The sequence below is a fragment of the Bacillus sp. LR_5 genome (assembly GCF_042709275.1).
This window is the reverse complement of the sequence record NZ_JAVAXX010000015.1, coordinates 16,880-32,250: the sequence shown is the minus strand read 5'-3', so window position 1 is coordinate 32,250 and position 15,371 is coordinate 16,880. Positions and strand designations below refer to the sequence as shown.

Here is a 15,371-nt window from a genome sequence, read left to right as displayed (position 1 = left end):
AGTTTTTTCAGCAAAAGACAAAAAAATGGCATGGTTCTTGCATTTTTATTCATACGAAAACATATTTCATGACATGAGGGGGACTACATATGACAGTTTCATACGCACACGAACCATTTACTGATTTTACGGAAGCAAAGAATAAAACATCATTTCAAGAGTCATTGGCATTTGTAAACACTCAGCTCGGCAAGCATTATCCGCTTGTCATAAATGGAGAAAAAATAGAAACGGACCGCAAAATTGTTTCCATTAATCCGGCAAATAAAGAAGAGATCATTGGGTACGCGTCTACAGCGGATCAAGAGCTTGCTGAAAAAGCGATGCAAGCTGCACTGCAGGCATTTGAATCTTGGAAAAAACAAAGACCGGAGCACCGCGCGAATATCCTCTTTAAAGCAGCGGCTATTTTGCGCAAAAGAAAGCATGAATTTTCAAGCTATCTTGTAAAGGAAGCAGGAAAACCGTGGAAGGAAGCTGATGCGGATACGGCTGAAGCGATAGACTTTTTAGAGTTCTACGCGCGGCAAATGTTAAGCCTCAAGGAAGGGTCTCAGGTGAAGAGCCGTGCAGGCGAGTTCAATCAATACCATTACGAAGCGCTTGGCGTCGGCATCGTCATTTCTCCATTTAATTTCCCGCTTGCGATTATGGCAGGTACAGCGGCGGCTGCAATTGTGACAGGGAATACGATTCTCTTAAAACCGGCTGACGCAGCCCCAGTAGTAGCTGCAAAATTTGTCGAGGTCATGGAGGAAGCGGGCTTGCCAAACGGCGTTCTGAATTACATCCCGGGAGATGGAGCGGAGATCGGTGATTTCTTAGTGGAGCATCCGAAAACGCGGTTTGTCTCATTTACAGGTTCCCGTGCAGTCGGCTGCCGGATTTATGAGCGTGCCGCCAAAGTGCAGCCTGGCCAAAAATGGCTGAAGCGGGTGATTGCTGAGATGGGCGGAAAAGATACGGTGCTTGTCGACAAGGACGCTGATCTTGACCTTGCTGCCTCCTCTATCGTGTATTCAGCATTCGGATATTCAGGACAGAAGTGTTCAGCAGGCTCCCGCGCGGTCATCCATCCGGATGTTTATGATGAAGTGGTGGAAAAAGCTGTAGCGCTGACGAAAACGCTGGCTGTAGGCAATCCGGAAGATCCTGATACGTATATGGGTCCCGTGATCCATGAAGCGTCCTACAATAAAGTCATGTCATATATTGAAATCGGCAAATCTGAAGGCAAGCTGTTGACCGGCGGTGAAGGCGATGATTCAAAAGGCTACTTTATTCAGCCGACGATCTTTGCAGATGTTGATGAAAACGCGCGCCTGATGCAGGAAGAAATTTTTGGCCCGGTTGTTGCGATCTGCAAAGCGCGTGATTTCAATCATATGCTGGAGATTGCAAATAACACGGAATACGGATTAACAGGCGCTCTGCTGACGAAAAATCGCGCACACATTGAACGGGCGCGTGAGGATTTCCATGTCGGAAACCTATACTTCAACAGAGGCTGTACCGGGGCGATTGTCGGCTATCAGCCGTTCGGCGGTTTTAATATGTCTGGAACAGACTCAAAAGCAGGCGGCCCGGATTATTTAATTCTTCACATGCAGGCCAAAACAACGTCAGAAGCTTTTTGATTTGAGAGAAATAAAATCGTGCGATTCTTGAGCGGATCGCACGATTTCAACTTTTGATCAGGAGGACAATTTATGCTATATACAAAAATCAGTCACATGAAGCCGGCTGAAAGAGTGGAGGCGCTGACAACGTCTCTGGTCAGTCTCAGCAGTGTGAACGGCACTGTCGGAGAGGGGACAAAGGCAAATTTTATCAAAGAAGTGATCATGAGCTATCCTTATTTTCAGGAAAATCCTGAACATGTGTGGGAACAGGCTATTCCTAACGACCCATACAATCGTAAAAATATTTTTGCATTTATTGAAGGACATGGAGAAAGCCGAAATACTGTCATTTACCATGCCCATCTGGATACAGTCGGAATAGAAGATTTCGGCCCTTTAAAGGATATTGCTTTTGATTGCGAGAAATTGGCCGAGTACTTCAGCCGTTATGAATTCGATCAAGATGTTCAGCGGGATGCCGAATCAGGTGAGTGGATGTTCGGAAGAGGATCTGTCGATATGCAAAGCGGCATCGCTGTTCATTTAGCCAACCTTCTGCATTTTTCAGAGAACCTCCATACACTGCCGGGAAACCTATTGTTTATGGCAAATCCGGATGAGGAGAGTCAGCATTCCGGCGTTCTCGCCAGCATTTCAGAGCTGAACCGGCTAAAAAAAGAAAAACAGCTTCATTATCTGGCTGCCATTAATACGGATTTTATTACGCCGCTTTACGATGGTGATAAGACAAGGTATATCTACACCGGAGCCGCGGGGAAACTGCTGCCTTGCTTTTACATCTACGGGCGAGAAGTACATGTTGGCGATACGCTGGCAGGCATTGATCCAAATTTGATTTCATCAGAAATCACACGCCGTCTCCACAATAACATTCAGCTGGCAGAAAAGATCGAAGGAGAGTTGGTACTGCCCCCATCCTGTTTGTATCAGCGCGATAATAAGGAATCCTATAATGTGCAAACGGCTGTCAGCAGCTGCTTGTATTTCAATTATTTTATTTATGAAAGAACAGCAAAGGAAATTATGGATTTGCTTATCGAAGTTACTGAGGAAGCATGCCGGGACACAGAACAAAAATTATCAGATTATTATGAAGAATATGTAAAGAGAACCAATCTGCCGAAGAAACACTTAACATGGGACATTCAAGTGTACAGTCTGGAGCAATACTTAGAAAAGCTGAGAAGCCGCGGCGTAGATCCCGAGCAGTGTATCGAGCAGGCATTCAAAGCCAATGAGCACCTCGAACTTCGTATGAGATGCTTTCAGGCAATCGAAGAGCTTCAAAAGCTTGACCCCGATCAAGGCGCAAAAGTCATTCTATTTTACGCACCTCCTTACCTGCCGCATAACTATTTAAAAGAAGATAGCACAAGAGATCAGCTTTTGGAGCATGTGATTAAAGAAGCGGCTGACAAAACCGCTGAATCGACAGGCGAAACATTTGTCTTCAAAAAGTTTTTCCCCTACTTGGCAGACGGCAGTTTCTTATCGCTGCACGAAACCGATGGCGAAATTGATTCCTTTATCAGAAACTTCCCTGGGTGGAATATGATTGGAACCATTCCGTTCAAAGACATACGCAAGCTGAATATTCCATCCATTAACATGGGCGTCTACGGAAAAGACGGCCATAAGTGGACGGAACGAGTCTATAAACCGTACACATTTCACGTTTTGCCTCACCTCATACAGCAGACCACTGTTCATCTTTTGCAGAGCTACCGGATGACCATCACGGCAAAAGAACCAAAGGGGGAAGGATGATGCAGGATCATCATAATGAATTGCAGCGCAGCATGAAAAGCAGGCATTTGTTTATGATTGCATTAGGAGGGGTGATTGGAACCGGGCTGTTTTTAGGCTCCGGCTTTACCATCAGCCAGGCGGGACCGCTCGGTGCCATTGCCGCGTATATCATCGGCGGATTTTTAATGTATCTTGTCATGCTTTGTTTAGGAGAACTGGCTGTTGCCATGCCTGTGGCCGGATCGTTTCAGGCCTACGCCACTAAATTTCTGGGACCGTCGACAGGCTTTATGATCGGGTGGCTGTATTGGTTCAGCTGGGCGAATACAGTAGGCTTGGAGCTGACGTCAGCAGGCATTTTGATGCAAAGGTGGCTGCCCTCCGTTCCTATTTGGATATGGTGTCTTGTGTTTGGCATCGTCATCTTTTTGATTAATGCGCTGTCTGTCAGAAGCTTTGCCGAAATGGAGTTTTGGTTTTCAAGCATCAAAGTGGCAGCGATCGTATTATTTATCGTGATCGGCGGAGCCGCTGTGTTTGGCTTGATTGACTTTAAAGGCGGACAGGAAACGCCATTTTTGTCTAACTTTATGACTGATAGAGGGCTTTTCCCTAATGGGGTGCTGGCCGTTATGTTTACGCTGGTCATGGTGAATTTCTCCTTTCAGGGGACGGAGCTTGTCGGCATTGCGGCAGGGGAAAGTGAAAATCCGGAAAAAACACTGCCAAAGTCCATTCGAAATGTCATTTGGCGCACACTGTTTTTCTTTGTGCTCGCGATGTTCGTCCTGGTTGCCATTCTTCCCTACAAAACGGCGGGGGTTATTGAAAGCCCGTTTGTAGTGGTGCTCGATCAAATCGGCATCCCATTTGCAGCTGATATCATGAACTTTGTTATCTTAACGGCGATTTTGTCTGTTGCCAATTCAGGATTGTATGCGGCGTCGCGCATGATGTGGTCACTTTCATCAAATAAAATGGGCCCTTCCTTTCTTACCAGGCTGACAAAAAAAGGCGTGCCGATGAATGCCTTGCTGATTACACTTGGCATTTCCGGATGTTCGCTGCTGACAAGTGTCATGGCTGCAGAAACGGTGTATTTATGGTGTATCTCAATCTCCGGTATGGTGACAGTTGTCGCATGGATGTCCATTTGTGCGTCGCAATTTTTCTTTCGCAGACGTTTCCTCGCTGAAGGCGGAAATGTGAATGACCTGGAGTTCAGAACGCCGCTTTATCCGCTAGTCCCGATTCTCGGATTTTGTTTATACGGATGCGTGTTGATCAGCCTCATTTTCATTCCGGATCAAAGAATCGGCTTGTACTGCGGCGTGCCGATCATTATTTTTTGCTATGCGTACTACCATCTGAGCATCAAAAAACGCATAAATCATGAACCGATTGAAAAAGAGCAGGCAGAGGTCCAATAAAAAAGCTCTCCGGAAAACCGGAGAGCTTTTTTACGTGTTGCGTCTGACAAGAAAACAGTTTTTTTAAAATGAAATATATAAATCTATATTGAAATTTAAATGAAAATAATAAAAATGATAAAGATTTCGTTCGTATTGTGAATTGTGAAAAAACAATGCTAAACTATAATTCAACTTTATGATAAGAAGATTATGGAAGAGGTGTTTGATAAAGAATGAACAGCAAACAAAACAATGACATCAAAACAAAACATCATTTTCCGCTATTGTTAGCACTGGCTTTAACGATGGGGGTATTTGCTGCCGGATCTGAAGAACTTGTCATCTCACCGCTGCTGCCGGATTTGGCAAAAGCCTTCAATTCAGATGTCAGTGTCCTTGCGTTATCTATCAGTATTTACGGCGTTATGATTTTTATCGGTGCGCCGCTACTGGTTCCTTTAGGTGATAAATACTCCAGAGAACTAAGTTTAATGGCGGGGCTTATGATCTTTATCATAGGAACAGTGATATGCGCTTTGGCTCAAAATATCTTTTTCTTCTTTTTAGGCCGTGCGCTGTCGGGGTTGGCTGCGGGAGCGTTTGTGCCGACCGCTTATGCAGTTGTAGGAGACCGTGTTCCTTATACATACCGGGGTAAGGTGATGGGACTGATTGTTTCAAGCTGGTCGCTGGCACTGATCTTCGGTGTGCCGATCGGATCATTTATCGGCGGCGTCCTGCATTGGAGATGGACATTTTGGATCTTCGCCTTGATGGGCGTTTTGGTTGTTCTGCTGATCCTGTTTGAAATGCGTCGTCATGCCGAACATAAAAACAGCGGCAAGGAAGAAAAAGAAGAGCCGGCTGGAACATTCCGGGATGCGCTGAAAGTCCCGCGCGTACCCGTTTATATCACGATAACCTTTTGTAATATGATTGGTTTTTACGGTATGTATTCATTTTTAGGCTCCTATCTTCAGGACGTTTTTACCGGAGGAAATACAGCTGCGGGCTTATTTATCATGATTTATGGCATCGGATTTTCCATGAGTGTCATTACAGGAAAGATTGCCGACCGCATCGGAAAAATGCGCTCCCTTTTGATTGCACTGGGGGTCATCAGCGTGCTGCTGGCATGTTTAGCCTATGCGCCGGCTTCAATGATTCTATTAATTGTCAGCCTGTTTATTTGGGGATTAATGCAAAGCTTGACGGTGACACTGCTTAGCACCATTTTGAGTGACTGCTCAGAGCATCATCGCGGGAAAATCATGGTGTTTTACAGCCTCGCCTCGAATCTGGCTGTGACATTAGGATCTGCTTTGATGGGGCCTGTATATGTAGGGTACGGGTATGCAGCCGTCGGATTGATTTGCGCCGCCATCACAGTACTCGGATTTGTGCTCAGTGTATTCGCATATAAAAAGTACGGCAAGTATGAGCAGAAAGCTGATCATTCCTTATCCCAATAAACAAAGTTTCTAAATTCCTATAATAAAAAACCCTTCCTTGAGGGTTTTTTTTGTTTGTATAGGAATAATTATCAATATTTTCAAAAAATGTTGACAGTTCAATTGTCGCTGGATAAAATTTACTTAAAATTTAAAAGATTGGTTGGTGCTCATGATTATATTGGATAATAGCATTCAGACAAAAAAAAGAACTGATTCAATATCCAAACTCATTACAGTCAACACGCTCGGCCCTGAGGGGACAAGCAGTGAGTACGCAGCAAAACATTTCATTTCCAATTTTACTCTTCTTCAGGGGCTGAACAGTAAATTGTCCTTGCATGATACTTTTGAATCATGTATCGAAAGGACGCTTCAAAGCCCGCTAGAATATACCATCGTCCCACACGCTTATGACGGCATTAAGCATTTCTACATGAGGCCGGATTTGCAGCTTTTGCAGATCTTCAGGTGCGATACACCGATGTACGGCCTGGCTGTTCGTCCTAATTTTGAATTCAGCGACGATATGCTTGATTCATCTGTTATCGTTTCACATCCTTCACCCATTAATTTAATCAAATATTTTACCCGCAAAGATGTACGTTTCAAACTGGTCAATTCGACCAGTCAAGCTGCAAGAAAAGTAAAAGAAGGCTTATATGACATTGCCTTAACCAATGAGCTTGCACGGCAAAAGTACGGGCTTACATTTGTGAAAACATTTAAAAGCATTCCTATGAGCTGGTCATTATTCGGAAAAGGAGACGTTGATGATGAAAACTAAAGAAGATATGCAGGAGCTTTATTTCCCGACACCGAAATTAATAGAATGGGAAAATGGAGTGAGACAGTATTCAACCGTGCGCGGCGACACTGAGGTATTAATGTCTTACGTTCCGCCGCATACCAACGTTGAACCCCATCAGCATAAAGAAGTCCAAATCGGCATGGTCATTTCTGGCGAGCTGATGATGACTGTCGGAGATGTGACGAGAAAAATGATGGCCTTGGAATCTGCCTATATTGCGCCGCCTCATGTGCCTCACGGGGCAAGAAACGATACAGACCAAGAAGTCATTGCGATCGATATCAAGCGGCTGAAAGCTGATGAAACATATACAAGTCCTGAGGACTATTTTTTGAATATTTTTAAAACAAGAGACCTATTGCCTGGCATGGAAGTCACGTTCTTTGTTGAGGACTGGGTGGAAATCATGCTGGCCAAAATCCCTGGAAACGGCGGAGAGATGCCTTTCCATAAACATCGGAATGAACAAATCGGCATCTGCATCGGCGGAGGTTACGACATGACGGTCGAAGGCTGCACGGTGGAAATGAAATTCGGAACAGCCTATTTCTGCGAGCCTCGGGAGGATCACGGCGCCATCAACCGTTCCGAAAAAGAATCAAAATCAATTAACATCTTCTTCCCGCCGCGCTACAACAGAGCAAAAGCAAAAAAAATAAAGGCGGATGAGTGATCATGAACCTTATCGATAAAACTGTCCTCATAACAGGAGGCGCATCAGGAATTGGTTATGCGGCGGTTCAGGCTTTTTTGAACCAGCAGGCCAACGTGGTTGTGGCGGATATTGACGAGGCGCAGGGAGAAGCAATGATCCGGAAAGAAAATAATGACAGGCTGCACTTTGTGCAAACAGACATCACAGACGAAGCTGCCTGTCAGCACGCTGTTCAATCGGCGGTCGATACATTTGGAGGGCTGGATGTATTGATTAATAATGCGGGCATTGAAATCGTGGCTCCCATTCACGAGATGGAGCTCAGCGATTGGAACAAGGTGCTGCAAGTCAATTTGACCGGCATGTTTTTAATGAGCAAGCACGCACTCAAGCATATGCTCGCTGCCGGCAAGGGCAACATCATTAATACGTGCTCAGTCGGCGGACTCGTGGCATGGCCTGATATTCCTGCTTATAACGCCAGCAAAGGAGGCGTTTTGCAACTGACGCGGTCAATGGCCGTTGATTATGCGAAACATCAAATTCGTGTCAACTGCGTATGCCCGGGAATTATCGACACACCGCTAAATGAAAAATCATTCCTTGAAAATAATGAAGGCACACTTGAAGAGATCAAAAAAGAAAAGGCAAAGGTAAATCCGCTGCTGAGGCTCGGGAAACCCGAAGAAATTGCAAACGTGATGCTGTTTTTAGCCTCAGATTTATCAAGCTATATGACCGGAAGCGCCATCACCGCAGACGGAGGATACACCGCACAATAAAGAAGGAGTGTTTTACATATGGAGAGAAAAACAGTATTGGTCATCGCTGATCTTGGAGGCTGCCCGCCACACATGTTTTATAAAAGCGCTGCTGAAAAATATAACCTGGTTAGCTTTATTCCAAGACCTTTTGCAATTACAGCCTCCCATGCAGCACTGATTGAAAAATACTCGGTCGCGGTCATAAAAGATAAAGACTATTTTCAGAGCTTAGCTGATTTTGAGCATCCCGATTCAATTTATTGGGCACATGAGGATCATGACAAGCCTGAAGAAGAGGTTGTCGAGCAAATCGTCAAGGTTGCCGAAATGTTTGAGGCGGACGCCATCACAACAAACAATGAATTATTCATTGCTCCGATGGCGAAAGCCTGTGAACGCCTGGGCCTGAGGGGCGCCGGCGTGCAGGCAGCCGAAAATGCCAGAGATAAAAATAAAATGAGGGACGCTTTTAATACGGCCGGAGTCAAATCGATCAAAAACAAACGAGTCACAACTCTTGAGGATTTTCGTGCTGCACTTGAAGAGATCGGCACACCTCTTATTTTGAAGCCTACATACTTAGCGAGTTCAATCGGCGTAACGCTGATAACCGACACGGAGACGGCAGAAGATGAATTTAACAGAGTCAATGACTATCTCAAATCGATTAACGTGCCGAAGGCGGTCACATTTGAAGCGCCGTTTATTGCTGAAGAATTTTTACAGGGTGAGTACGGAGACTGGTATCAAACAGAAGGGTACTCCGACTATATCAGCATAGAAGGCATTATGGCTGATGGTGAGTATTTTCCGATCGCCATTCATGACAAAACGCCGCAAATTGGATTTACAGAAACATCACATATTACGCCGTCCATTTTGGATGAAAAGGCGAAAAAGAAAATTGTCGAAGCGGCTAAAAAGGCAAATGAAGGGCTTGGACTGCAAAATTGCGCAACACATACAGAAATCAAGCTAATGAAAAACAGAGAACCGGGTTTAATAGAGTCGGCAGCCAGATTCGCCGGCTGGAATATGATTCCTAACATTAAAAAGGTTTTCGGCCTTGATATGGCGCAATTATTATTAGATGTTCTCTGTTTCGGAAAAGATGCTGATCTGCCGGACGGGTTATTGGATCAAGAGCCTTACTATGTCGCTGACTGCCATCTGTACCCTCAGCATTTCAAACAAAATGGCCAGATCCCTGAAACTGCTGAGGATTTGGTGATCGAAGCGATCGATATTCCGGACGGGCTATTGAAGGGTGATACAGAAATCGTTTCTTTTTCGGCTGCGGCACCAGGCACATCAGTTGATTTGACGCTGTTTGAAGCCTTCAACTCCATTGCTGCATTTGAACTGAAAGGCAGCAATTCACAGGATGTGGCTGAATCAATCAGACAAATTCAGCAGCATGCGAAGCTGACGGCAAAGTATGTGCTGCCAGTATGAAACAGTTAAAACCCAACTCTAAATACTTGCTTTACGGGCAGGCGCTATCGTTTATGGGAGACTATTGTGTTCTCCCTGCACTGCTCATTTTGTCTACATATTATCACGATTATTGGGTGACGTCGGGGGTCATCGTGGTCAGAAGCATTCCGATGGTGTTCCAGCCATTTTTGGGGGTTCTGGTCGACCGGTTAGACAGAATTAAGATCATGCTGTGGACGGATATCATCAGGGGCATCATCTTTTTGGGGCTCACATTTCTTCCAAAAGGCGAGTATCCGCTGATTTTTCTGGCCTTGCTGTTTATTTCTTATGGAAGCGGCGTGTTTTTTAACCCGGCCCGTCTCGCTGTCATGTCATCATTGGAATCAGATATTAAAAGCATCAACACGTTATTTGCAAAAGCGACGACCATCTCCATCATCGTCGGGGCAGCTGCCGGAGGGCTTTTTCTGTTAGGCGGTTCTGTAGAGCTGGCTGTTGCCTTTAACGGTGTGACATACTTGATTTCGGCCATTTTTATCAGCCGCATTAAGCTGCAATTCGTGCCGATTCAATCTGAAAACATAAAAGAGGCCTTTCAGTCTTTTAAAGAAGGACTCAAGGAAATCAAAACCAATGCTTTCGTATTAAACGCCATGTTTACGATGATTACGATGGCTTTGCTGTGGGGAATTGTGTACAGCTATTTTCCGATTGTCAGCCGCTTTTTGGGTGACGGGGAAATCGGCAACTTTATTCTCACATTCTGCATCGGCTTCGGCGGCTTCATTGGGGCAGCGCTTGTCAGCAAATGGGGCTTTAACAACAATAGAGGCCTGACGTACTTTACCGTTTTATCCATTGTCTCGCTGGCGCTGTTTTTATTCACGCCGATCTTCGCTGTCTCTGTCATCGCCGCAATCCTCTTTTTCATCGCGATGGAATACGGGGAAGTGCTTGCAAAGGTGAAGGTTCAGGAGAACGCGGCGAACCAGATTCAAGGGCGCATTTTTTCGGTGGCGGAAGCGTCGATCGGATTATGCATTTCTGTTGGTTCGATGTTAATCAACGTCTTTAACGCTCCAGTCATTATGGGGCTGATTGTTGTGATCGTAAGCGGATTGTTTCTGCATACGAAGCTCGTCAACAAATCGTTTTTGGAACGGGATAACAAAACGGAGCAAAAAGGAGTCTTTTAGATGGAAATAACACCGTCCGACGTCATCAAGACACTTCCAAAGCAAGAGTTTTCTCTCGTTTTTCAAAAGGTGAAGGAATTGGAAAAAACGGGGGCCCATATCATTAATCTCGGACAGGGAAACCCTGACCTTCCGACTCCGCCGCATATTGTGGAGGCTTTGCGGGAGGCGTCTCTGAATCCTTCATTTCATGGATACGGCCCATTCAGAGGCTATCCTTTTTTGAAGGAAGCGATCGCTGCTTTCTATAAAAGAGAATACGGGGTGTCAATCAATCCTGAAACGGAAGTTGCGCTCTTCGGCGGCGGAAAAGCCGGCTTATATGTGCTGACACAATGCCTGCTTAATCCGGGAGACATCGCTTTGGTCCCGAATCCAGGCTACCCTGAATACCTGTCAGGAATTACGATGGCGCGAGCTGAGCTGCACGAAATGCCGCTGTATGAAGAAAATGGCTATCTGCCGGATTTTGAAAAGATCGATCCCGCTGTGCTGGAAAAAGCAAAGCTCATGTTTTTGAACTATCCGAATAACCCGACGGGAGCTGTGGCCGATGTAGCTTTTTATGCAAAAGCGGCTGCTTTTGCGAAAGAGCACAACATCCACTTGATTCATGATTTTGCGTACGGCGCGTTTGAATTCGATAAAAAGCCGGCCAGCTTTCTTGAGGCAGAGGATGCCATAGCTGTCGGAGCAGAGCTTTATTCATTTTCAAAGACATTTAACATGGCCGGCTGGAGAATGGCGTTTGCCGTCGGGAATGAGAAGATCATTCAGGCCGTCAATGAATTTCAGGATCATGTATTTGTCGGCATGTTCGGCGGATTGCAGCAGGCGGCAAGTGCCGCGCTTTCAGGAGATCCGGAGCAAACGGAATCCTTAAAACGAATCTACGAGGAACGAATTGACTTTTTTACGGAGCTGTGTGAAAAGGAACTGGGCTGGAAGATGGAAAAGCCAAAAGGAACGTTTTACGTATGGGCTGAAATTCCGACAACGTTTGAGACATCTCACCAATTCTCCGATTACTTGCTGGAGCATGCCCATGTCGTTGTCACACCGGGCGAAATATTCGGAAGCAACGGAAAAAGGCATGTCAGAATATCGATGGTGTCGAAGCAGGAGGATTTGCGGGAGTTTGTCATGCGGATTCAAAAGCTGAACCTGCCGTTTGCATCATTACAAGAAGCATCCCGCTAAAAAGCGGGATGTTTTTATATGCTTTTCATGCTTCCGCCATCAGCGGAAATTTGCTGTCCGGTGATATAGGAGGCTTCTTCAGAGGCAAGAAACGCGGCGAGTGCTGCGGTTTCTTCTGCTGATCCGACACGCTTCATCGGAATCCCGGAAGCAATCTGTTCTTCTGCTTCCCGTTTGGATATGCTGTTCTTTTTCATCACATTTTCCACAAATTGATGGTAACGGTCTGTAGCGATAAAACCAGGATTCAGGCAGTTGACAGTAATGTTGTGAGGAGCAAGCTGGCTGGAAATATTTTTACTGGCGTTAATTAAAGCAGCATTCATCATACTGTTTGTGAACATATTGGCGCCGGGTTCTTTCCACAGGTTTCCGACAATGTTGATGATTCTGCCAAACTCGTTTTGTTTCATCAGTGAAGCGGCACGCTTGATAGCGTCAATATAGGCGACGGTTTTCTGTGTAAACGTGGCCGTCATATCCTCTATATTACAATTATCAAATGTGTCAGGCGCGCCGCCCGGGATATTATTAATCAGAACATCAAGCCGTCCGCATTGAGATTCGATTTTTTGAAAAATATCGGCTCTCGTATGCTGGTCAGACATATCACCCTCAAAGACAATGACACTCGCTTCAGGATGCTTGGCCAAAATGTCTTTTTTGACAGATTCAATATTGTCCAAATTTCGCGAATTAATGACGACGGAAAAATGCTGGTCTGCTAGCTTCAGAGCAATTGCTTTTCCAATCCCTTGACTGGCTCCCATAATAAATGCGGTTCGTTTTGACAAATAACAGCACCCCTTTGAAAAAAATGGATTATTAACTACATCGTAAGAAAAAACAGAGAAAATAGCAAATTTTATTTAAATTCTGATAAAGGAGGATCGAAAAACTCCCGCCGGCTTGGGCGGGAGAGATATTATACATATAGGAATTGAGGAAGTGTATCAAGCGAAAGGCGGTTGCCGACAAAGAATGAACCGAATTCGCCGTAGCGAGCGCTGACTTCGTCAAAACGCATTTCATACACAAGCTTTTTGAATTGGAGCACATCATCACTGAACAATGTAACGCCCCACTCGTAATCGTCAAAACCGACGGAGCCGGTGATGATCTGTTTGACTTTGCCCGCATAGCTGCGGCCGATTAAGCCGTGGCTTCTCATCAAGTTTCTGCGTTCTTCCATTGAAAGCATGTACCAGTTGTCATTGCCGGATCTTCTTTTATCCATTGGATAGAAGCATACATATTTTGACTCAGGCAATTCAGGGTAAAGGCGCGCACGCACATGCGGATTTTCGTAAGGGTCGCCGTCGCCGCTTGCCAAGTAGTTGCTCAGCTCTACCACTGATACGTAGGAGTAAGCCGGAATGGTGAACTCAGCAAGTCTTGATTTGTTGAATTCGAGCTCAATTTGATTTAATTCTTCCATTGTAGGGCGAAGAATCATCAGCATAAAATCAGCTTTTTGGCCGACGATGCTGTAAAGGGTCTGCGATCCTTTTCCTTCTTTTTGGGCAACGCCCCATTTTTCAAGCAATCCTGTGAATTCATGTATGATAGATTGGCGCTCATCACTGGACAGCAGCTTCCAGGAAGTCCAGTCCATTGTGCGGAAATCATGAAGCGCATACCAGCCGTCAAGCGTTTTCGCCGCTTCATTGGTCATTTGCTGTTCACTCATTTATCTTCACTCCTATTATCTTTTCATTGTTGCCTTCACTATACCATAGTTTATCCGATTCTACTGTGGAGAAACCTTGAACATCCCTTTCGTATAACTCCATAAAAATAAGAGAAGCTATAAGGAAAGAATGAGTCACTTAAATTAATTAGAAAAATAAGATTTTTTTATGAAAGCGCTATAATGAAAGTTGGCTGTTTGAATTTGATTGGAAGAAGAGTATGCTAGTAAAAGAAAGCGTTTTTGTAACTTTTTGAGGAGGTTTTATTGTGGCAGATTTATTTTCAACAGTGCAAGAAAAAGTAGCTGGAAAAGACGTTAAAATTGTATTTCCTGAAGGCTTAGACGAGCGTATTTTAGAAGCGGTCAGCAAGCTTGCAGGAAACAAAGTGCTGAATCCGATTGTGATCGGCAATGAAAATGAGATCCAAACAAAAGCAAAAGAACTGAACCTGACGCTAGATGGCGTTGAGATTTATGATCCTCATACATATGAAGGCATGGAAGACCTTGTACAAGCATTCGTAGAACGCCGTAAAGGCAAAGCAACAGAAGAACAGGCTCGTAAAGCATTATTAGATGAGAACTACTTCGGTACAATGCTGGTGTACAAAGGCCTTGCACAAGGACTTGTAAGCGGAGCGGCTCATTCAACAGCCGACACTGTCCGCCCGGCTCTTCAAATCATCAAAACAAAAGAAGGCGTGAAAAAGACTTCCGGCGTCTTCATCATGGCTCGCGGAGAAGAGCAATACGTATTCGCAGATTGCGCGATCAACATTGCGCCTGACAGCCAAGATCTTGCCGAGATTGCGATCGAAAGTGCCAATACGGCAAAAATGTTCGACATTGAGCCTCGCGTGGCAATGCTCAGCTTCTCTACAAAAGGCTCAGCAAAATCTGATGAAACAGAAAAAGTAGCGGATGCGGTGAAAATCGCGAAAGAAAAAGCGCCTGAACTGACACTTGACGGCGAATTCCAATTCGATGCTGCATTTGTTCCATCTGTAGCTGAGAAAAAAGCGCCGGATTCCGAGATCAAAGGGGATGCTAACGTATTCGTATTCCCAAGCCTTGAAGCAGGAAACATCGGCTATAAAATCGCTCAGCGTTTGGGCAACTTTGAAGCGGTAGGACCAATCCTGCAAGGTTTAAATATGCCTGTAAACGACCTTTCAAGAGGATGTAACGCTGAAGATGTTTACAATCTTGCATTAATTACAGCGGCGCAAGCACTGTAAGAAAAATGAAGACGATGGCAGCTCTCTTCCGGAGGGCTGTCTTTTTTGCGTCTCCGTATAGCCTTCTTTACCAAGACAGATGATATGAGTACAATAAAGAAAACTGATCATAACCATAT

13 protein-coding genes are annotated in these 15,371 nt (G+C 45.0%); 11 read left to right on the top strand and 2 right to left on the bottom strand.

Annotated elements, in window-relative coordinates:
- The first annotated feature begins 89 nt into the window (after window positions 1-89).
- From pruA to bacF, 10 genes are all read left to right on the top strand, one after another.
- Window positions 90-1,637, top strand: a complete 1,548-nt coding sequence (pruA, locus tag RAC86_RS05535) for an L-glutamate gamma-semialdehyde dehydrogenase (protein ID WP_072565447.1) — start codon at window positions 90-92, stop codon at window positions 1,635-1,637.
- 72 nt (window positions 1,638-1,709) lie between these two features.
- Complete coding sequence (locus tag RAC86_RS05530; protein ID WP_061186530.1) at window positions 1,710-3,410, top strand: M20 family metallopeptidase; 1,701 nt, start codon at window positions 1,710-1,712, stop codon at window positions 3,408-3,410.
- Window positions 3,410-4,822 (top strand): amino acid permease, encoded by a 1,413-nt coding sequence (locus RAC86_RS05525; RefSeq protein WP_072565446.1) that lies wholly within the window; start codon window positions 3,410-3,412, stop codon window positions 4,820-4,822. Before RAC86_RS05530 ends, RAC86_RS05525 begins: the two co-directional genes overlap by 1 nt.
- A 215-nt stretch (window positions 4,823-5,037) precedes the next feature.
- Window positions 5,038-6,276 carry an MFS transporter gene (locus RAC86_RS05520; RefSeq protein WP_061186529.1) on the top strand — a complete coding sequence of 413 codons (1,239 nt, stop codon included), beginning with the start codon at window positions 5,038-5,040 and terminating at the stop codon, window positions 6,274-6,276.
- 151 nt (window positions 6,277-6,427) lie between these two features.
- Window positions 6,428-7,042 (top strand): prephenate decarboxylase, encoded by a 615-nt coding sequence (gene bacA / locus RAC86_RS05515; protein ID WP_061186528.1) that lies wholly within the window; start codon window positions 6,428-6,430, stop codon window positions 7,040-7,042.
- Window positions 7,032-7,739: a 3-((4R)-4-hydroxycyclohexa-1,5-dien-1-yl)-2-oxopropanoate isomerase gene (bacB, locus tag RAC86_RS05510; protein WP_072565445.1), complete on the top strand. Its 708-nt coding sequence runs from the start codon at window positions 7,032-7,034 to the stop codon at window positions 7,737-7,739. The genes bacA and bacB overlap by 11 nt, the downstream gene beginning before the upstream one ends.
- 2 nt (window positions 7,740-7,741) lie before the next feature.
- A complete protein-coding gene (bacC, locus tag RAC86_RS05505) occupies window positions 7,742-8,503 on the top strand; it encodes a dihydroanticapsin 7-dehydrogenase (protein WP_072565444.1) in 762 nt (253 codons plus the stop codon).
- An 18-nt stretch (window positions 8,504-8,521) separates the two neighbouring features.
- Window positions 8,522-9,940 (top strand): alanine--anticapsin ligase, encoded by a 1,419-nt coding sequence (gene bacD / locus RAC86_RS05500; protein ID WP_072565443.1) that lies wholly within the window; start codon window positions 8,522-8,524, stop codon window positions 9,938-9,940.
- Entirely contained in the window at window positions 9,937-11,121 is a 1,185-nt protein-coding gene (bacE, locus tag RAC86_RS05495) for a bacilysin exporter BacE (protein ID WP_061186525.1), read from the top strand. Before bacD ends, bacE begins: the two co-directional genes overlap by 4 nt.
- Window positions 11,122-12,321, top strand: a complete 1,200-nt coding sequence (gene bacF / locus RAC86_RS05490; protein ID WP_014115579.1) for a transaminase BacF — start codon at window positions 11,122-11,124, stop codon at window positions 12,319-12,321. It begins immediately after the preceding gene.
- 14 nt (window positions 12,322-12,335) lie between these two features.
- Here the strand turns inward: bacF and bacG are convergent, their stop codons facing one another.
- Together bacG and hemQ are read right to left on the bottom strand one after the other, a co-directional pair.
- On the bottom strand, window positions 12,336-13,115 hold the full coding sequence (gene bacG / locus RAC86_RS05485) for an NADPH-dependent reductase BacG (protein WP_061186523.1): 780 nt from the start codon (window positions 13,113-13,115) through the stop codon (window positions 12,336-12,338).
- Between the two features lie 131 nt (window positions 13,116-13,246).
- Window positions 13,247-14,011: a hydrogen peroxide-dependent heme synthase gene (hemQ, locus tag RAC86_RS05480; protein WP_014115577.1), complete on the bottom strand. Its 765-nt coding sequence runs from the start codon at window positions 14,009-14,011 to the stop codon at window positions 13,247-13,249.
- A gap of 269 nt (window positions 14,012-14,280) precedes the next feature.
- Between hemQ and pta the strand changes: the two genes are divergently transcribed.
- Entirely contained in the window at window positions 14,281-15,252 is a 972-nt protein-coding gene (pta, locus tag RAC86_RS05475; RefSeq protein WP_014115576.1) for a phosphate acetyltransferase, read from the top strand.
- The last annotated feature ends 119 nt before the right edge of the window (window positions 15,253-15,371 follow it).

Coding starts and splice junctions, on each gene's coding strand:
- pruA (WP_072565447.1), top strand. CDS start 90: ATGACAGTTTCATACGCACACGAACCATTTACTGATTTTACGGAAGCA.
- bacD (WP_072565443.1), top strand. CDS start 8,522: ATGGAGAGAAAAACAGTATTGGTCATCGCTGATCTTGGAGGCTGCCCG.
- RAC86_RS05520 (WP_061186529.1), top strand. CDS start 5,038: ATGAACAGCAAACAAAACAATGACATCAAAACAAAACATCATTTTCCG.
- RAC86_RS05530 (WP_061186530.1), top strand. CDS start 1,710: ATGCTATATACAAAAATCAGTCACATGAAGCCGGCTGAAAGAGTGGAG.
- bacA (WP_061186528.1), top strand. CDS start 6,428: ATGATTATATTGGATAATAGCATTCAGACAAAAAAAAGAACTGATTCA.
- bacF (WP_014115579.1), top strand. CDS start 11,122: ATGGAAATAACACCGTCCGACGTCATCAAGACACTTCCAAAGCAAGAG.
- RAC86_RS05525 (WP_072565446.1), top strand. CDS start 3,410: ATGCAGGATCATCATAATGAATTGCAGCGCAGCATGAAAAGCAGGCAT.
- bacB (WP_072565445.1), top strand. CDS start 7,032: ATGAAAACTAAAGAAGATATGCAGGAGCTTTATTTCCCGACACCGAAA.
- bacC (WP_072565444.1), top strand. CDS start 7,742: ATGAACCTTATCGATAAAACTGTCCTCATAACAGGAGGCGCATCAGGA.
- bacE (WP_061186525.1), top strand. CDS start 9,937: ATGAAACAGTTAAAACCCAACTCTAAATACTTGCTTTACGGGCAGGCG.
- hemQ (WP_014115577.1), bottom strand. CDS start 14,011: ATGAGTGAACAGCAAATGACCAATGAAGCGGCGAAAACGCTTGACGGC.